The organism is Microbacterium oryzae (assembly GCF_030406385.1).
In the GTDB taxonomy this organism is placed as follows: domain Bacteria; phylum Actinomycetota; class Actinomycetes; order Actinomycetales; family Microbacteriaceae; genus Microbacterium; species Microbacterium oryzae_A.
Genome location: NZ_JAUEPM010000002.1, coordinates 339808 through 358045, shown reverse-complemented (window position 1 = coordinate 358045; position 18238 = coordinate 339808). Strand labels below are relative to the sequence as shown.

Here is an 18238-nt window from a genome sequence, read left to right as displayed (position 1 = left end):
GCGAACACTATGCACGCAAGTCAGGGGCGCCCGCCGCCGCCGATCAGGATGAAAGCGCATGCCGGCTCCTCGAGGACCCGGCACCCCGACGGAGAGGACGCACCATGGCGACGACGCCACCAGCCGCGCGGCGCGCACGCGGCATCGACAAGCAGCACTGGCTCTACATCGCGGTCATCATCGCGGTGGTCGCGGGCATCGCGGTCGGCCTCATCTGGCCGCAGTTCGGCGCCTCGCTCGACTGGATCGGGAAGGCCTTCGTCGGCCTCATCAAGATGATGATCGCGCCGGTCATCTTCTGCACGATCGTGCTCGGCATCGGATCCATCGCCAAGGCGGCCACGGTCGGCAAGGTGGGCGGACTGGCCCTCGGCTACTTCCTCGTGATGTCGACGGTCGCGCTGCTCATCGGTCTGGTCGTCGGCAACATCCTCCACCCCGGCGAGGGCCTGCAGCTCAGCAACCCCGGCTACGAGATCGAGGGCGAGGCCGAGTCGACGACCGGCTTCCTCATGGGCATCATCCCGTCGACCCTCTTCTCCCCGCTCACGGGCGAGTCGGTCCTGCAGGTGCTGTTCGTCTCGCTCCTGGTCGGCTTCGCCATCCAGCGCCTCGGGGCGAAGGGCGAGCGCATCCTCGACGGCATCCGCCTCGTGCAGGCGGTCGTGTTCCGCGTGCTGACGATGATCCTCTGGGTCGCGCCGATCGGCGCATTCGGGGCGATCGCCGGCGTGGTCGGGTCGACGGGCTGGGGCGCAGTCGTCGCCCTGGGCACGCTCATGGTCGGGTTCTACGTCACCTGCATCCTCTTCATCGGCGTCATCCTCGCCGCCGTCCTGTGGCTCACCGCGCGCGTGAACATCTTCTCGGTGATGAAGTACCTCGCCCGCGAATACCTCCTCATCGTCAGCACGTCGTCGTCGGAGTCGGCGCTGCCTCGCCTCATCGCGAAGATGGAGCACCTCGGCGTCTCCAAGCCGGTCGCCGGCATCACCGTCCCCACCGGCTACTCGTTCAACCTCGACGGCACCGCGATCTACCTCACGATGGCCTCGCTCTTCATCGCCGCAGCGATGGGCACGCCGCTGTCGGTGTCGGAGCAGATCGGCCTGCTCGTGTTCATGATCATCGCGTCGAAGGGCGCCGCCGGCGTGACCGGCGCAGGCCTCGCGACCCTCGCGGGCGGCCTGCAGACCTACCGCCCCGACCTCGTCGACGGCGTCGGCATCATCACCGGCATCGACCGTTTCATGTCCGAGGCCCGCGCCCTCACGAACTTCACCGGCAACGCCGTCGCGTCCATCGTGATCGCCACGTGGACCCGCGAGTTCGACCGCGACCGGGCGCGCGAGGTCCTGCGCGGCGCGCTGCCGTTCGACGAGACGACGATGACGGACGACCACGAGACGCCGGTGCGGGAGCCCGAGCGCCTGCCCGCCCTCCCCGAGAACGGCCAGGGCCCCTCGCCCATCTCGCAGGTCATCCCCACCGACCCAGTGCGCGCCGGCCGCTGAGCGCCGGGGGAAGCGGGGCGTTCCGGAGACGGGCGCCCCGCTTCTGCGCGTCAGCGCACCACGCGGAAGGCGCCCCGATCGAGCGTCGGCACGAGAGCGAGGTCGTCCAGTCGCGCAGCCTCCCGGACCTCGGAATGGCGCTCCCCGCCTGCGAGCGCCCGGCCGGACCCGCTCGCGGTGAGCAGGTGCTTCATTGCACGACGCAGGGCGCGGAACGCCTCCGCGGTCGACACGGCCTCCGGTGAGCAGTGGTCGATCCCGAGGTCGCCGAGCGCCGCGATCACCGCGCCCGCGCCGAGCTGGTCCTCGACGGCGAAGCGCAGTCCGGACTCCTCCGGCTCTCCGGCGGCGACGACGGCGATGCTCGTGCGGACCCCGCGCCGCTCCTGCTCCGCCATCGCCGTGCGTGCGGCGGCGGCGGCGTTCCGCAACGCCGCCACCAGCACGACGGGTCCGTGCGCGAGCTCGCCGGCCGCCCGCGCGACGAGCGCTCCGCCATCCGCTCCCGCCGGCACGAGGTCCTCGCCGCGAGCGGCCGCGGCCAGCGCGTCGGCCGAGAGGCCGAGGACGTCGACGACGATCACGACATCGCTGGCGGCCAGGCGCCGGAGACCGGCGATGCCCCAGTCGAAGCGCACCTGATATGTGGATTGGTCGAGCGCGGAGGACATCCGCCCATTCTCCCCGAGCCCGCGCGTATCGTGCTGAGAGGACGACGACGCGAGGAGACGGCATGGTGGAGATCCGGCGAGCGACCCCGGCCGATGCGCGAGGGCTCGCGGAGGTGCACATCCGCACGTGGCGGATCTCCTACGCGGGTCTCCTGCCGGAGGCCACCCTCGCACGGCTCTCGGTCTCGGCACGCGCGCGGCGCTGGGCGCAGCTCCTGCACGAGGGCACCGAGCCCACGTGGGCCGCGTTCGACGGAGCGCGCGCCATCGGATTCTCCTCCTCCGGCCCCGCCCGCGACCGCGACGCCCCCGCCCAGCTCGAGCTCTACTCGCTCTACGTCGATCCAGACAAGCACGGCACCGGCGTCGGCGTCAGCCTGCTCCAGCACTCGGTCGAGAACGCCGCGGCCTACCTCTGGGTCCTCAAGGGCAACGCGCGGGCCATCCGCTTCTACGAGAAGAACGGCTTCGCCCTCGACGGCGTCGAGAAGGTTCAGCAGGCGGCCGACGGCACGCCGATGAGCGAGCTGCGGATGAGCCGCCCCGCCCAGGTTCCCGCGAGCGCGACCGGTGGCTCCGCTCACGCACTCGGGAACGCCGCCGGATAGTCAAGGGCTGGGTCGCTCCCACTGGACAGGGCACGATAGGCCCATGCGGATCCTGCAGAAACTCGTCCTCGACTGCGACGTCGACGCCGCCTGGCGCGCGCTGCACTCGCCCGCCGTCCTCGCCGAGCTCTATGGACCGCTCGTGCGGATGCGCCCGCTCGGCGCCGACCCGCTCCCGCTCGAGTGGGAATCGGGCGCCGACGCCGCCGTGCAGCTGGACACCGGCTCCATCTCGCTCGGCACGCAGCTGATCGCGACCGTCGACCGCGAGAAGAACGGCGGCTCGGTCCGCATCCTGCGCGACGTCGGCATGCCGCTCACCGGCCCGCTCGCCTCGCTCGCCGTCTGGGACCACCAGATGGCGGTCTCGGCGACAGCGGATGGCCGCACCCTGTGGCGAGAGCGCCTCACGATAGGCGGGCGTACGGCTCCCGTGCTCTGGCTCCCGCTCTGGGCGATGTGGCAGGCGCGGGCCGTGCGCCTGCGCCGCCTCGCCCGCACGTGGGCCTTCGACCCCGAGCTGCGGGAGCCCGCGGGCGAGGCGGACGAGGCGACGACAGCGACCGAGCCGACGCAACCCACCACTGAGCCGTCCCGCGAAGCCGAATGAGACCATCCGCTCGCTCGGGCTCGGGCTCGGGCTGGGGCTCGCCGTGAGGGCGCCCGGCCGGACACACGGCAGGTGATCCAGGGCGCGCCCGCCGGCCGGGTGCGAGGGAGCGTGCGCCGGTCCCGAGCGGCCCGCGGCCCACCCCCTCAGTCCGCGGCGAGCGCTTCGACCGGGGCGATGCTCGTCGCCAGGCGCGTCGGGGTGACGGCCGCGACGACCGTCAGCGCCGCCATCGCCAGGGCGAGGAGCAGCACCGGCACCCACGGCACGGCGGGGAGGACGAAGGATCCAGCGCTCCCGCCCGGCTCGGTCGGCACGGATCCGAGCAGCGACTGCGCGCCCGCCCACCCGTAGGCGATGCCGAGAGCGAGTCCGGTGACGAGCGAGGCGACGGTGATGTGCGCGGCCTCGAGGAGCACCATCCGCCGCACCTGAGCGCCGGACAGTCCGAGCGCGCGCAGCAGACCGAGCTCGCGGCGGCGCTGCACCACGCCGATCGTGAGCAGGTTGACGAGCCCGACGGCGGCGATGACGGCCGAGACCGCCACGAGCGCCACCATGATCTGCGCGAAGGTATCGAGGATCATCGCGAAGTCGTCGTTCAGCTCGCCGCCGGCGTTCGCCGTGAACACGGCCTTCGCCGTCTCGGTCGCGACGGAGAACATCGTCACGAGCGTCACGCCCATCACCACGCCGATCGACATGCGGCTCGAGCGCTCCGGATGCCGCAGCGCGTTCTCGGCAGCGAGCCGGGCGGTCGCCGAGCGTCCGAACCAGCGCCCGACCATCCGCAGCACGGGCGGCATGAACGCGGTGGCGCCGAGCACGAGTCCCGTGAACGAGACCAGGCCGCCGGCGAACGCGGGCAGGATCGCAGCCGGTGTGACCAACCCGGCGACCACCCCGAGCCCCAGCAGCGCGGCGCCCACGAGGAACAGCACGAGCGCGAGGATGTTCCGCGCCGGCCGCCGCGCGACCTCTCCGTGTCCGCGCTCGACGGATCCGCCCAGCGCCTGCAGCGGCGTCACGGCGAGCACCGGACGCGCGCCGACCCACGCGGCCGCCCACGTCGTGAGCACGACGATCGCGGCCGGCAGGAGCAGCGCAGGCTGCATCACCACGTACCCATGCCCGCTCACACCGAGCAGCTCGTCGCCGATAGCCGTGCCGGCATATGACAGCCCCGTTCCGACGATCAGCCCGATGACCGCGCCGATCGCGCCGACCACGAGCCCCTGCCGCGCGACCTCCGCCCGCTGCGAGCGCGCGGACGCGCCGATCAGTCGCAGCAGTGCGATCTGCCGCACGCGCCCCGCGACGATCGTCGAGAACGTGTTGGCGGTGACGATCCCCGCCACGTACATCGCGACGGCGGTGAGCAGCACGCTGAGGATGCTCACGACGAACGCGAGCGTCGCGGAGTCGCCGAGATACGGATCCGCCTGCAGCACCGCCGCGATGTACCCGGTCGTCGACACGAGCGTCACGCCGAACGCGGCCGACAGCGCGGCGACGAGCACACTCGCGCCCATCCCGCGCTCGCGCAGGAACGCGAGCCGAGCGGATGGCCGGAGTGCGGGTCGAGCGGATGGCCGGCCTGCGGATGGCCGGGACGGCACGGCCTCGAGGGCGGTCACCGTCCGACCTCCTCGACGAGGCCGCGGCCCGCGGGGTGGGAGCCTGCGGGATCGACCCGACCCGCGCCATCCGCCCCCTCGGCGGTGAGCATGTGCGCGGAGATCTGCTCGGGCGTCTGGCGCGGCTTGTCGGCGACGAGGCGCCCGTCGCCGAGGAAGAGCACCCGATCGGCGTAGCTCGCGGCGAAGGGGTCGTGCGTGACCATGGCGATGCTCTGGCCGTGCTCTCGGCTGGCCGCCGCGAGGAGGGCGAGCACCTCGCGGCCGGTGCGCGAGTCGAGGTTGCCGGTGGGCTCGTCGGCGAAGAGAAGGTCGGGCGCCGTGGCGAGGGCGCGGGCGATGGCGACGCGCTGCTGCTGTCCGCCGCTCAGCTCGTGGGGCCGGTGCCGCAGGCGCGCGGTGAGCCCGAGCGTCTCGATGAGCCCGTCGATGCGCGCGCGCTCCGCGGACGTCGGCGTGCGCCCATCCAGGTCGAAGGGCAGCAGGATGTTCCCCTGCACGTCGAGGGTCGGCACGAGGTTGAACGCCTGGAAGACGAAGCCCACACGCCGACGCCGCAGGAGGGTGAGCTGCTCGTCGCGCATGCCCGTGACCTCGCTGTCGCCGATCCAGACGCGCCCGCTGGTGGGGGCGTCGAGCCCGGCCATGATGTGCATGAGCGTCGACTTGCCGGAGCCCGACGGCCCCATGATCGCGGTGAACTGGCCGCGGCGGATGCCGACGCTGACGCCGTCGAGCGCGCGGACGGTGTTCTCCCCGCTCCCGTACTGCTTGGTGAGCTGCTGCACGCGGGCGGCGAGGCCCAGATCGGTGGTCGTGATGTCCATGCTTCCGACGGTATGGATCCGCGGTGGGCGCGCACGTCGCCCACCGAACTCATCCGCCTACATCGTAAGGATGATCTCGGGCGCCGCGCTCTCCGTGACCTCGTGCATCGCGGCCGTGACGCCGGTGCCGGAGGGGGGCAGGTTGCCGTCCATCTCGACGGACTGCGTCTCGGCATCCCATGTGAACCGCGCGACCGCCTGCCCTTGCGGGTTCGCGTTGGCGTCACCGTCGAGCAGGTACGGGTACGTGACGCGGATGCTGTCGTCGGAGAGCCGCTCCACTGCCGGCCAGAAGCCGTACTGCTCCGCCGTCGCGGGGCCCACGTACTGGCCGTAGTGGAACAGGGCGATGGCGTTCGGCGACGAGACGGTGCCGCCGGCGAGCGGGAAGACGATCCACGACAGCGCCGCGCAGGGGTCGTATCCGGGGTCGTCGGCCGTGTATGTGGTGTCCCAGGTGAAGTAGGCGTCGCCGAGCGGCGGCGGCAGGCGCTGCGCGGCGACCGCGGCGGCCTCATCCCGGGTGAGAGTGCCGCAGGGGGCGGGCGCGGGGTCGGATGGCGCGGGCGGGGCGGTCGGCGCGGTTCCGGGGATCGATGGGTCTGGCGCGACCAGGGCGGTGGACGGCTCCGGCGCGGTCGACGGCTCCGGCGCGGGCGGGGCGGTCGGCGCTGCGGGCTCGGCCGCGGGTGTCGGCGCCTGCGCGGGCGTCTCGCTCGGGGCGGCGGCCGTGGGCGCGCTGCTCGCACTCGCCCCGGGCGTCTCCGCGGCACAGCCGGTGACGACCGAGAGCACCGCGGCGAGCACCACGACCCCTCGGAGGACCTTCGAGCGTTCGGGCATCGCTCCACCTCCGTCGTGCGGATGAAGATACTCCGCGGCTCGCCGCCTCGTAAGGGTCGTCACACGAACGCGATGAACGCTTCAGGCGAGCCCATGCTCGAACGCGAAGACGACGAGCTGCACGCGGTCGCGCAGCGCGAGCTTCGACAGGATGCGGCTGATGTGCGTCTTCACGGTCGCCTCACTGAGGAACTCGCGCTGCGCGATCTCGGCGTTGCTCAGCCCTCGCGCGGCGAGCGCGAAGATCTCCTTCTCGCGGTCGGTGAGATGGGCGAAGGCGGGCGGCGCGGGTTGCGGCGCCTCGGCGAAGTGCGCGAAGAGCTCGCGCGTGGCCGACGCGGCGATCACCGACGACCCCGCGTGCACGGTGCGGATGGCCGCGAGCAGGAACTCCGGATCGGCGTCCTTCAGCAGGAACCCGCTCGCCCCCTCCCGGATGGCACGCGCCGCTGCCTCGTCCAGGTCGAACGTCGTGAGCATGACCACCCGGGGCGGGTTCGGCTCCGTGAGGATGCACGAGGTCGCGGCGAGGCCATCCATCACCGGCATGCGGATGTCCATGAGCACGACGTCCGGACGCGTCGCGCGCACGACGGCGATGGCCTCCTGCCCGTCGCCCGCCTCGCCCACGACCTCGAGGTCGGGCTGCGAGGCCACGACCATCCGGATGCCCGCACGGAACAGCGCCTGATCATCCACGAGCACGACCCTGATCATCCGCTCTCCCTCTTGCCTCACGCTTCGCCTCCCACCCTGCCAGCCCCGCCCCCCATGTCTCACTCCGTGCCGCCATCCAGCACTCATACCCACCACACGTGAGACACGACCCACCCGCCCCGCCACCCATGTCTCACTCCGTGCCGCCATCCAGCGCTCATACCCACCGCAAGTGAGACACGGGTCGACGACCAGCCCGCCTCACACCGGAAGGGTCGCGCGCACGACCCAGCCCTCGCCATCCGGACCCGCCTCGAGGTGGCCGCCGACCAGGTCGGCGCGCTCGCGCATGCCGATGAGCCCGTGCCCCGTCGTCGCGGGCGGCGCGTGCAGCACGCCGGGGCGAGCGCCACCGAGGGGCCCGGGGTCGGCGGCGCGGCCGTTCCGCACCTGCAGCGCGACGTGATCGGACAGCCACGCGAGGTGCACATCCACGGGACCGCCGTCACCGTGACGGAGGGCGTTGGTGGTGGCCTCCTGCAGGATCCGATACGCGGCGAGCTGCACCGACGCCGGCGGCTCCCCCGGCGGCACCGGATCCACGGTCACGCGCAGGTCGACGCCGGCCGCCCGCACCTGCGCGTAGAGCTCCTCGAGGTCGGCGATCGTCGGCTGCGGACCCTCCGCCTGGCTGTGACGCATCTGCGTGAGCAGCATCCGGACGTCGGACAGCGCCGAGCGCGCGGTCTGGCTGATCGTCTTCAGGGCCGCGGCAGCCGCGTCCGGATCGGCGCCCGCGGCGTAGCGGGCGCCGTCGGCCTGCGCGATGACGACCGCGAGCGAGTGCGCGACGACGTCATGCATGTCGCGGGCGATGCGACCGCGCTCCTCTTCCGCTGTCGCCCGCTCCTCGGCCACGAGCTGCGCGCGGCGGGTCTCGCGGTTGCGGATGACGACGCGGAAGAGCGCGCCGAGCGTCCACGCCAGCAGCAGGCTGAACACCGAGAAGCCGAAGACGAGGGCGATCGAGAACAGGAACGCGAAGGTCGAGTCCTGCGTCCACACATCGGGTGTGACGATGCCGACGCCCGACAGCCCCGGTGCCAGCAGGAACAGATACAGCGCGATGAGGAGCGCCCCGAGGAACGCCGACACGAACCCGGCCCAGAACACGAACCGGGAGCCGTACGCCGCGGTCGCGAACAGCACCACGAAGATCGCGAGATTCGCCGCCATCGGCTGCTGGCCGGTCGCCATCTGCGCGACCGCTCCGAGCCATGCGACCGTGAGCGCGAGAGGCGGGGAGCAGCGGCTCAGCATGAGCGCCGCGGTCATGAACGTCAGCGTCATGAGCCCCGTGGCGATCAGGAAGCCCTCGTAGTAGGTCGGCAGGAGGACGGCCGATCCGAGCAGGAAGAACGCCCCGACGACCCCGTCGACGATCCACTGCGCCGTCGACACCGGGCGGAAGAGTCCACGCAAGCGTGTTCCCAGCGTGTCCGTCTGCAGCTCGTCCATCATCTCCACGTTACGAGGGCCGCCGGTCCGCGGCATCCGTCTGCGGATGTATCCCGCCCGATACGCTCGCGGTATGCCGTCGCCGCGCACGCCCGAGCGCCCCGCTGCCTTCACCCGCGGCGAGCTGCTGTTCGGAGCCCTGTGCGCGGTCCTCTGGTTTCTCGGCTCCTCGACCGTCTTCTACGCGCTGTCCATGCAGGCCGCCGCGGTGTTCGCGCTGATGTACTCGGTCTCGTTCTCCCTCGGCGCCGCGGTCGTGGGAACGCCCGTCGCGGCCCTCATCGGATTCGGGCTGCGCGGCGTGCGGCCGCGATGGATCCACCTCGCCGTCTTCGCCCTCTACGGTCTCGCGGTCGGCTTCGCCGCCGTCCGCCTCCTCGACGCCCTGAACCACGGCTTCGGGCTCACCTTCTCGACGCTGGGCCTGGTGACGATCGCCCTCGCCGGCGGCTCGGTCGCCCTCGGGCGTCGGCACGCCTTCGCGCGGGCCGACCGACTCGACCGCCGGCCGACCTTCCTCCCGCGGGCCGCGCTCGGTTCGGATGGTCGCGGCCTCGACTGAGCGGATGGCCGGGGCCGGGAGCTGAGGCCGGGTCACCGCGTTTCGTCTCCCTCGCCGGCGCTCGGTCGCTCAACGTCCGAGACGGGGGACGCAACCACCCCGGACGTTGAGCGAGCGGAGCGAGACGAAACGACGCAACCACCCCGGACGTCGAGCGAGCGGAGCGAGACGAAACGACGCAACCACCCGGACGTTGAGCGAGCGGAGCGAGACGAAACGACGGCACCGGCTCTCGACACCGGTCACCGCGTTTCGTCTCCCTCGCCGGCGCTCGGTCGCACCCCGGACGTTGAGCGAGCGAAGCGAGACGAAACGACGGCCGAGGGCTCAGATGTACTCCCGTGACGGTGTGTGACGCCGTGTGTCGGAACGTATGACGGGGTGTTGCGGCACCCCTCGGCGGCGCCGGACGCGCTCCCTAGGCTCGACCCACATTCAGCGAGCGGAGACGAGCATGACCCTGAGCGAGAGCGAGACCGAGACGCGGGCCGCGACGGCCGCGGCACCGGCGCGCGGTGCGCGCATCCGCCCGCCCCGGCCATCCGACAAGCCGAACGGCCAGTGGAAGATCGACGGCACCGAGCCTCTGAACGCGAACGAGCAGTTCAAGCAGGACGACAGCGGCCTGAACGTGCGCGAGCGCATCGAGAACGTGTACGCGCAGGGCGGGTTCGCCTCCATCGACCCGACGGACCTGCACGGGCGCTTCCGGTGGTGGGGCCTCTACACCCAGCGGAAGCCCGGAATCGACGGCGGGAAGACCGCCACTCTCGAACCGCACGAGCTCGAGGACGAGTACTTCATGCTGCGGGTCCGGATCGACGGCGGACAGCTGACAACCGAGCAGCTGCGCACGATCGGGGGCATCTCGACGGACTTCGCCCGCGGCACCGCGGACCTCACCGATCGGCAGAACATCCAGCTGCACTGGGTGCGCGTCGAGGACGTGCCGGAGATCTGGCGCCGCCTCGAGGCCGTCGGCCTGGCGACCACCGAGGCCTGCGGCGACGTCCCGCGCGTCGTGCTCGGCTCCCCCGTCGCCGGCATCGCCGCCGACGAGCTCATCGACCCGACGCCGCAGATCGACGAGATCACGAGCCGCTTCATCGGCGACCCGGAGCTCGCGAACCTCCCCCGCAAGTTCAAGACCGCGATCACGGGGCACCCGAGCCAGGACGTCGTCCACGAGATCAACGACGTCGCGTTCGTCGGCGTCACGCATCCCGAGCTCGGCGTCGGCTACGACGTCTGGGTGGGCGGCGCGCTCGCGGCCGTCCCGCGCCTCGGCGAGCGGCTCGGGGCCTGGGCCGCCCCCGATCAGGTCGCCGAGGTCTGGCATGGCGTCGCCAGCATCTTCCGCGACTACGGCTACCGGCGCCTGCGCAACAAGGCGCGGCTGAAGTTCCTGCTCGCGGACTGGGGCGTCGAGAAGTTCCGCGACGTGCTCGAGACCGAGTACCTCGGGTACCGCCTCGCCGACGGCCCCGCCGCCCCCAAGCCGCTCACGATCGGCGACCACGTCGGCGTGCACCGGCAGAAGGATGGCCGGAGGTACGTCGGCGCGACGCCGATCGTCGGGCGCACGTCGGGTGAGCAGCTGACCGCGCTTGCCGACCTGCTCGAGGCGCACGGATCCACTCGTCTGCGCACGACGCCGCACCAGAAGCTCGTCTTCCTCGACATCGAGGAGGATCGCGTGGAGCCGCTCATCGCGGGGCTCGACGCCTTGGGGCTGAGCGCCCGGCCGAGCCTCATCCGGCGCGGCACCATCGCCTGCACCGGCATCGAGTTCTGCAAGCTCGCCATCGTCGAGACCAAGGAGAACGCGCGGAAGGCCGTGCTCGAGCTCGAGGAGCGCCTCGCGGGCCTCGACCTCGACGCGCCCCTCAGCCTGCATGTCAACGGCTGCCCGAACTCGTGCGCGCGCATCCAGACCGCCGACATCGGGTTGAAGGGTCAGATCATCACCGACGACGAGGGCAACAAGGTGCCCGGCTACCAGGTGCACCTCGGCGGCGGACTCACCTCCAACGAGCGCGACGAGGCCGGCCTCGGGCGCACCGTGCGCGGATTGAAGGTCTCCGCCACCGGCATCGCGGACTACGTCGAGCGCGTCGCGAGCCGGTTCGCCGAGGGCCGCGTCGGCGAGGAGAGCTTCGCGCAGTGGGCGCACCGGGTCGACGAGGAGGTGCTGCGATGACGGTCAGCCTCGCCCCGCGCGTGCAGACGCGCCGCTCGGCCGCCGAGCTGCAGGCCATCGCGGAGGCCGGGGCCGCCGAGCTCGGCAGCCTCACCGACCGCGAGGCGACACCCGCCGCCGTGGTGGAGTGGGTCGCCCGCACCTTCGACACGGGCGCTGCCGCGGTCGCCTGCTCCATGGCGGATGCGGCCCTGCCGCACCTCGTCGCCGAGCAGCTGGCCGGCGTCGACGTGCTGTTCCTCGACACCGGCTACCACTTCGTCGAGACCGTCGCCACACGCGACGAGGTGGCCCGCCGGCTCGACGTGCGCATCGTCGACGTGCTGCCCGACCAGACCGTCGCGGAGCAGGAGGCGACGCTCGGCGCCGACCTCTTCGCCCGCGACGCCGCCCGCTGCTGCGCCCTGCGGAAGGTCGCGCCGCTCCACGACGCCCTCCAGGGATACGAGGTGTGGTTCACGGGCGTCCGCCGCGACGAGGCGCCCACCCGCACGGGCACCCCGCTCGTCACGTGGGACGCGAAGAACGGCCTCGTCAAGGTGAACCCGGTGGCGGCCTGGTCGTGGGAGGACCTGCGCGCGTACGCGTCGCGGCACGACGTGCCCATGAACCTGCTGCTCGACTTCGGCTATCCGTCCATCGGATGCCGCCCCTGCACGAAGCCCGTCGCCCCGGGCGAAGACCCCCGCTCCGGCCGCTGGGCCGGACTCGACAAGACCGAATGCGGACTCCACACATGAGCGACATCACCGTCACCAGCCTCCCGGTCATTGAGCGAGCGGAGCGAGACGAAACGGGGCCGACCGCCGAGGAGCCATCCGCCCGCCTGTCGACCCTCGACCTGCTCGAGGCCGAGGCCATCCACGTCATCCGCGAGGTCGTCGCGGAGTTCGAGCGCCCTGTGCTGCTCTTCTCCGGCGGCAAGGACTCGGTCGTCGTGCTGCACCTGGCGGCCAAGGCGTTCCTGCCCGGTCGCGTGCCGTTCTCGGTGCTGCACGTCGATACGGGGCACAACTTCCCCGAGGTCATCCGCTTCCGCGATGAGACCGTGGCCCGCCTCGGCCTCCACCTCGAGGTCGCGCGCGTGCAGGACTACCTCGACGACGGGCGCCTCCTCGAGCGGGCGGATGGCACGCGCAACCCCCTGCAGACGCAGCCGCTTCTCGACGCGATCGCCGCGGGACGCCACGACGCGGTCTTCGGCGGCGCGCGACGCGACGAGGACAAGGCCAGGGCGAAGGAGCGCATCTTCTCCCTCCGCGACGAGTTCGGCCAGTGGGACCCGCGCAACCAGCGTCCCGAGCTGTGGAGCCTCTACAACGGCCGCCACACTCCCGGCCAGCACGTGCGGGTCTTCCCGATCTCGAACTGGACCGAGCTCGACATCTGGCGCTACATCGAGCGCGGGAGCATCGCCCTCCCGCCCCTGTACTTCGCGCACGAGCGCGAGGTGTATCGCCGCGACGGCATGTGGATGGCCGTGGGCGCGTTCTCGGAGCCGCGTCCCGACGAGACGGTGGAGCGTCGCACCGTCCGCTACCGCACGGTGGGCGATATGAGCTGCACGGGCGCCGTCGAGTCCGCCTCCGCCGGCATCGCCGACATCGTCGCCGAGGTCGCCGTGTCCACACTCACCGAGCGCGGCGCCACCCGCGCCGACGACCGGATCAGCGAAGCGGCCATGGAAGACCGCAAGAAGAACGGATACTTCTGATGAGCACCACGATCGACACGACAGAGCTCGCCGCGAGCACCGCGCTCGCGCCCTCCACCCTGTTCCGGTTCGCCACCGCGGGGTCCGTGGACGACGGCAAGTCCACCCTCGTGGGCAGGCTTCTCCACGATTCCAAGGCCATCCTGGCGGACCAGCTCGAGCAGGTCGCCCGCACCTCCCGCGAGCGCGGCTTCGCCGGGGCCGAGGGCATCGACTTCGCGCTGCTGACCGACGGTCTGCGCGCCGAGCGCGAGCAGGGCATCACGATCGATGTCGCCTACCGGTACTTCGCGACGCCCGAGCGCAGCTTCATCCTCGCGGACTGCCCCGGGCACGTGCAGTACACGCGCAACATGGTCACCGGCGCGACGACCGCCGACGCCGTCGTGGTGCTCATCGACGGACGCAAGGGCGTGCTCGAGCAGACGCGGCGCCACCTCGCGGTGACGGCGCTCCTGCGGGTGCCGCACGTCATCGTCGCCGTGAACAAGATCGACCTCCTCGACTATGCGGAGGACGCGTTCGCACCCGTGGCGCAGCAGGTGCGCGAGGTGACGGCCGAGCTCGGCATCGCCGACGTGCACGTGCTGCCGGTGTCGGCGCTCGAGGGCGACAACATCGTCGAGCGCTCACCGCGCACGCCCTGGTACACCGGGCCGTCGCTGCTGCAGCTCCTCGAGGAGCTGCCGGGCGCCGACGCGGAGGAGCGCGGGCTCGAGCCGTTCCGCCTCCCCGTGCAGCTCGTGCTGCGCCCGCAGGGCGGGCTGTCGCCCGACGTGGTCGCGGCCGACCCCGGCGCGGTGGAGCGCCTGCGCGACTACCGGGCGTCGGCCGGGCGGATCGCATCCGGCGTCGTCCGCCCCGGCGACCGCGTGCGCGTGCTGCCGACCGACATCGTCACGACCGTCACGGCCGTGGAGATCGCCGGCACCGAGGTCGAGATCGCCTCGGCCGGACAGTCCGTCGCCATCCGCCTCGCCGACGACGTCGACGCCGCGCGCGGCAGCGTGCTCGTCGCGGAGGAGGCGGCGCCCGAGCTCGCCCGCGAGATCGACGCGCAGCTGTTCCTCCTCGACGAGCGCCCGCTCATCCAGGGCGCGCGCGTGCTCGTCAAGCACGGCACGAAGACGGTCCAGGCGATCGTCGAGGAGATCCTCGAGCGACGCGACCTCGACTCGCTCGCGCACGTGCCCGCCGATCGGCTGAACGCCAACGAGATCGGCCGTGCGCGCATCCGCCTCGCCGAGGCCCTGCCGCTCGAGCCCTACCGCGTGTCCCGGCAGTCCGGCTCGTTCCTCGTCATCCGGCCGACGGATGGCCACACCATCGCCGCGGGGACCGTCGGTGAGTGAGGCGGATGGCCGCGAGGGCATCGTCACCCTCGTCGGCGCGGGACCCGGCGACGCGGGCCTGCTCACGCTGCGCGGCCTCCGCGCGATCGAGAGCGCCGACGTCATCGTCGCCGACCGACTGGGCGCGCGCGGCGTGCTCGACGGTCTCGTCGCCGACGGCGTGGCCATCCGCGCGGAGATCATCGACGTCGGTAAAACGCCCGGCCATCACCCCGTCCCGCAGGACGCGATCTCGGAGCTGCTCGTCGAGCTCGCGCTCGCCGGACGCGACGTCGTGCGGCTGAAGGGCGGCGACCCGTTCATCTTCGGGCGCGGCGGCGAGGAGCTCCTCCGCTGCCGAGCCGCCGGCCTGCAGGTGGAGGTCGTTCCCGGTGTGACGAGCGCGACATCCGTGCCGGCGGTCGCGAGCATCCCGCTCACGCAGCGCGGCCTCGCGGCGTCGTTCACCGTCGTCTCCGGGCACGATCAGATCGCCGACGTCGGCGGCGGCCGCGACCACACCGTCGTGCTGCTCATGGGCGTGGGCACCCTCGCGCATTCCGCGCATGTCCTGGGAGCCGGCCGCCGCGGCGGCGACTGCCCCGTGGCGATCGTGGAGGATGGCTATGGGCCCCGTCAGCGCGTCACCTTCGGCACCCTGCAGACCATCGCGTACCAGGCGGCGGAGCGCAAGGTCCGCAACCCGGCCGTCGTCGTGATCGGCGACGTGGTGACCGTGAGCCCGTATGCACCAGCCGAGCTCGTCGACGCCCTGCACGACGACTCCGAACGAAAGGCAGCCCTGTGAGCCTCGACAACCTGCGCGTCGCGATCGTCGGCGCCGGCCCCGCCGGGATCTACGCCGGAAACCTCCTCGCGAACGCCGTGGCGGAGGCCGGAGGATCGGTGTCGATCGACCTGCTCGAGTCGCTCCCCGCGCCCTACGGGCTCATCCGCTACGGAGTCGCCCCCGACCATCCGCGCATCAAGGGCATCGTCAACTCGCTGCACGAGATGCTCGACTCGGGTCGCATCCGCTTCATCGGCAACGTCGAGGTCGGACGCGACGTCTCGCTCGACGAGCTGCAGGAGAGGTACCACGCCGTCATCCTGGCGACGGGGGCCATCCGCGATGCCGCTCTGGGCATCCCGGGGATCGAGAAGACCGGCTCGCACGGAGCGGCCGATTTCGTGGCCTGGTTCGACGGGCACCCCGACGTGCCGCGCACCTGGCCGCTCGACGCGCAGCAGGTCGCCGTGATCGGCAACGGCAACGTCGCGCTCGACGTCGCCCGCGTGCTCGCGAAGCTGCCCGAGGACCTCCGCTCGACCGAGGTGCCCGACAACGTGCTCGAGGGCCTCGAGGGCTCCGCCGTCACCGACGTGCACGTCTTCGGACGCCGCGGACCCGCTGACATCAAGTTCACGCCCATCGAGCTGCGCGAGCTCGGCGAGGTGCGCGGCGTCGACATCGTGCTCGACGAGGCGGACTTCGAGGGCGTCGACCCCGCTGCGGCGCCGAACAACCAGATGAAGATCATGCTGCGGACCATGAAGTCGTGGCTCGGACGCGGGTCGACCGGAGCCTTCCGTCGCCTGCACCTGCACTTCTGGCACGCGCCCGTCGAGGTGCTCGGCGACGAGCGCGTCGAGGGGATGCGCTTCGAGCGCACGCGCGTCGAGGATGGGCGGGTCGTCGGCACCGGAGAGTTCGCGGAGTACCCCCTGCAGGCGATCTACCGCGCGGTCGGATACTACGGCACGCGCGTCGAGGGTGCGCCGTTCGACGCCGCCCGCGGCGTGATTCCGAACGTCGAGGGCCGCGTGCAGCCAGGGCTCTATGCGACCGGGTGGATCAAGCGCGGACCCGTCGGGCTCATCGGGCACACCAAGTCCGACGCCATGGAGACCGTGGAGCACCTCGTCGAGGACGCCGCGGCCGACGCGCTGCCGACCCCCGCGACCGCCGATGTCGTCGCGCTGCTCGATGAGCGCGACGTGGCGTACACGACCTGGGACGGCTGGCTCGCCCTCGACGCGCACGAGCGCGGCCTCGGCGAGACGCACCGTCACCAGCGCGAGCGCGTGAAGGTCGTGCCGCGCGAGGACCAGGTCGAGATCTCGCGCGCCGACGCGCTCGCTCGCTCATGACGTACGTCATCGCCCTGCCCTGCGTGGACGTCAAGGACCGCGCCTGCATCGATGAGTGCCCGGTGGACTGCATCTACGAGGGCGAGCGGTCGCTGTACATCCACCCGGATGAGTGCGTGGACTGCGGCGCCTGCGAGCCGGTGTGCCCGGTCGAGGCGATCTACTACGAGGACGACCTGCCGGACGAGTGGCAGGACTACTACAAGGCGAACGTCGAGTTCTTCGACGACATCGGATCGCCTGGCGGCGCATCCAAGGTCGGCGTGATCGCGAAGGACCATCCGGTCGTGGCGTCGCTCCCCCCGCAGGGCGAGTAGGCGCGGGCTTCCTCTCCCGCACGACGGCAGGCCCCGGGCTCTTCGGCCCGGGGCCTGCGGCGTGCGTCCCGCGCGCGGGCGGAACGCAGGCCCGGGCTCCCTACTCCCCCACGAGCGCGGGCTGCACCGCCGCCGGCGCCCCGCGACGCTCGATGCGGTGCGCACGGAGCGACCATCCGACCGCGGCGGCCCATACCAGCGCGATCGCGATGAGCGACCATCCGACGACCGTGTCGCCGACGCCCGTCGCGCGCAGCAGCGTCCGCGTGTTGGTGAGCACGATGAGGCCCCCGACCAGCGAGCCGAGGACGCGGGCGGGGAGCTTCCGCACGAGCCAGGCCGCGAGCGGCGCCGCCGCCACCCCGCCGATCAGCAGCGTCAGCACCCAGCCGAGGTCGAAGCCACCGGCGCCGAGCCCCACGAGGAACCCGGCCGACGCGGCGATCGCGACGAGGAACTCGCTCGTGTCGATCGTCCCGATGACCTTCCGCGGCTCGAGGCGCCCGCTCGAGAGGAGGGCCGGCGTGCCGACGGGGCCCCATCCGCCGCCACCCGAGGCGTCGAGGAAGCCGCCGACCAGGCCGAGCGGCGCGAGGAACCCCAGCGGCAGCGGCCTGTCCCCGCGCCGTCGCGGCAGCCCGCGCACCGTGAACCGCACGAGGATGTACGACCCCAGCGCGAGGAGGATCCCCGACGTGATCGGCGCGGCGGCCTCCGTCGACAGCCCCGACAGGAACGTCGCGCCGGCGAACGCCCCGACCGCTCCCGGCACGCCGATCTTCAGCACCGTGCGCCAGTCGACGTTGCCGAATCGCCAGTGGGCGATCCCGGACGCAAGGGTCGTCCCGATCTCCGCGAGGTGCACCGAGGCGCTGGCCGCGGCGGGCGCGGCGCCCACCGTCAGCAGCAGCGTCGTCGACGTCACGCCGTACGCCATCCCCAGCGCCCCGTCGACGAGCTGAGCTGCGAAGCCGATCAGGGCGAGGAGGACGAGTGTCTGCATGCCGACGACGCTAGGGGCGGATGGCCTCCGCCCGGTAAGACGTTACGTCCCGCCCGTCATCCCCCGTCACGCGGC

Annotated in this window: 18 protein-coding genes; 11 read left to right on the top strand and 7 right to left on the bottom strand. The window is 72.2% G+C overall.

Annotation, left to right across the window (positions count from 1 at the left end):
* Positions 1-104 precede the first annotated feature (104 nt).
* Positions 105-1514 carry a cation:dicarboxylate symporter family transporter gene (locus QWJ90_RS05675; protein ID WP_290106713.1) on the top strand — a complete coding sequence of 470 codons (1410 nt, stop codon included), beginning with the start codon at positions 105-107 and terminating at the stop codon, positions 1512-1514.
* A 50-nt stretch (positions 1515-1564) separates the two neighbouring features.
* Here QWJ90_RS05675 and QWJ90_RS05670 read toward each other — a convergent pair whose 3' ends face one another.
* Positions 1565-2185: a 2-phosphosulfolactate phosphatase gene (locus QWJ90_RS05670; RefSeq protein ID WP_290106712.1), complete on the bottom strand. Its 621-nt coding sequence runs from the start codon at positions 2183-2185 to the stop codon at positions 1565-1567.
* Between the two features lie 62 nt (positions 2186-2247).
* On the opposite strand from QWJ90_RS05670, the gene QWJ90_RS05665 reads away from it, so the two are divergent.
* Positions 2248-2793: a GNAT family N-acetyltransferase gene (locus tag QWJ90_RS05665; protein ID WP_290106710.1), complete on the top strand. Its 546-nt coding sequence runs from the start codon at positions 2248-2250 to the stop codon at positions 2791-2793.
* 43 nt (positions 2794-2836) lie between these two features.
* Positions 2837-3403, top strand: coding sequence for a hypothetical protein (locus QWJ90_RS05660; RefSeq protein ID WP_290106709.1), 567 nt, complete (start codon positions 2837-2839; stop codon positions 3401-3403).
* A gap of 146 nt (positions 3404-3549) precedes the next feature.
* On the opposite strand, the gene QWJ90_RS05655 is transcribed toward QWJ90_RS05660, so the two are convergent.
* The 5 genes from QWJ90_RS05655 to QWJ90_RS05635 all read right to left on the bottom strand — a co-directional run bounded on the left by QWJ90_RS05655 (position 3550) and on the right by QWJ90_RS05635 (position 8828).
* Positions 3550-4935, bottom strand: coding sequence for an ABC transporter permease (locus tag QWJ90_RS05655; protein WP_290106782.1), 1386 nt, complete (start codon positions 4933-4935; stop codon positions 3550-3552).
* 101 nt (positions 4936-5036) lie between these two features.
* On the bottom strand, positions 5037-5867 hold the full coding sequence (locus QWJ90_RS05650) for an ABC transporter ATP-binding protein (RefSeq protein ID WP_290106708.1): 831 nt from the start codon (positions 5865-5867) through the stop codon (positions 5037-5039).
* Positions 5868-5924: 57 nt separating this feature from the next.
* The gene (locus QWJ90_RS05645; RefSeq protein WP_290106707.1) at positions 5925-6710 is read right to left on the bottom strand and encodes an LppP/LprE family lipoprotein; all 786 of its coding nucleotides are present in this window, start codon (positions 6708-6710) and stop codon (positions 5925-5927) included.
* Between the two features lie 81 nt (positions 6711-6791).
* Positions 6792-7427 (bottom strand): response regulator, encoded by a 636-nt coding sequence (locus QWJ90_RS05640; protein ID WP_290106781.1) that lies wholly within the window; start codon positions 7425-7427, stop codon positions 6792-6794.
* A 201-nt stretch (positions 7428-7628) separates the two neighbouring features.
* Positions 7629-8828: a sensor histidine kinase gene (locus tag QWJ90_RS05635; protein ID WP_290106706.1), complete on the bottom strand. Its 1200-nt coding sequence runs from the start codon at positions 8826-8828 to the stop codon at positions 7629-7631.
* A gap of 130 nt (positions 8829-8958) precedes the next feature.
* On the opposite strand from QWJ90_RS05635, the gene QWJ90_RS05630 reads away from it, so the two are divergent.
* The 8 genes from QWJ90_RS05630 (at position 8959) to fdxA (ending at position 17160) form a co-directional block, all read left to right on the top strand.
* Complete coding sequence (locus QWJ90_RS05630; protein WP_290106705.1) at positions 8959-9447, top strand: hypothetical protein; 489 nt, start codon at positions 8959-8961, stop codon at positions 9445-9447.
* Positions 9448-9901: 454 nt separating this feature from the next.
* On the top strand, positions 9902-11647 hold the full coding sequence (locus tag QWJ90_RS05625; protein WP_290106704.1) for a nitrite/sulfite reductase: 1746 nt from the start codon (positions 9902-9904) through the stop codon (positions 11645-11647).
* Positions 11644-12387, top strand: a complete 744-nt coding sequence (locus tag QWJ90_RS05620) for a phosphoadenylyl-sulfate reductase (RefSeq protein ID WP_290106703.1) — start codon at positions 11644-11646, stop codon at positions 12385-12387. The genes QWJ90_RS05625 and QWJ90_RS05620 overlap by 4 nt, the downstream gene beginning before the upstream one ends.
* Positions 12384-13361 carry a sulfate adenylyltransferase subunit CysD gene (gene cysD / locus QWJ90_RS05615; protein ID WP_290106702.1) on the top strand — a complete coding sequence of 326 codons (978 nt, stop codon included), beginning with the start codon at positions 12384-12386 and terminating at the stop codon, positions 13359-13361. The genes QWJ90_RS05620 and cysD overlap by 4 nt, the downstream gene beginning before the upstream one ends.
* Entirely contained in the window at positions 13361-14713 is a 1353-nt protein-coding gene (locus QWJ90_RS05610; RefSeq protein WP_290106701.1) for a sulfate adenylyltransferase subunit 1, read from the top strand. Before cysD ends, QWJ90_RS05610 begins: the two co-directional genes overlap by 1 nt.
* Complete coding sequence (cobA, locus tag QWJ90_RS05605; protein ID WP_354670417.1) at positions 14706-15500, top strand: uroporphyrinogen-III C-methyltransferase; 795 nt, start codon at positions 14706-14708, stop codon at positions 15498-15500. The genes QWJ90_RS05610 and cobA overlap by 8 nt, the downstream gene beginning before the upstream one ends.
* Positions 15497-16843 (top strand): FAD-dependent oxidoreductase, encoded by a 1347-nt coding sequence (locus QWJ90_RS05600; protein WP_290106700.1) that lies wholly within the window; start codon positions 15497-15499, stop codon positions 16841-16843. The genes cobA and QWJ90_RS05600 overlap by 4 nt, the downstream gene beginning before the upstream one ends.
* On the top strand, positions 16840-17160 hold the full coding sequence (gene fdxA / locus QWJ90_RS05595) for a ferredoxin (protein WP_156242123.1): 321 nt from the start codon (positions 16840-16842) through the stop codon (positions 17158-17160). The genes QWJ90_RS05600 and fdxA overlap by 4 nt, the downstream gene beginning before the upstream one ends.
* 100 nt (positions 17161-17260) lie before the next feature.
* On the opposite strand, the gene QWJ90_RS05590 is transcribed toward fdxA, so the two are convergent.
* Complete coding sequence (locus tag QWJ90_RS05590) at positions 17261-18163, bottom strand: sulfite exporter TauE/SafE family protein (RefSeq protein ID WP_290106699.1); 903 nt, start codon at positions 18161-18163, stop codon at positions 17261-17263.
* Between the last annotated feature and the right edge of the window lie 75 nt (positions 18164-18238).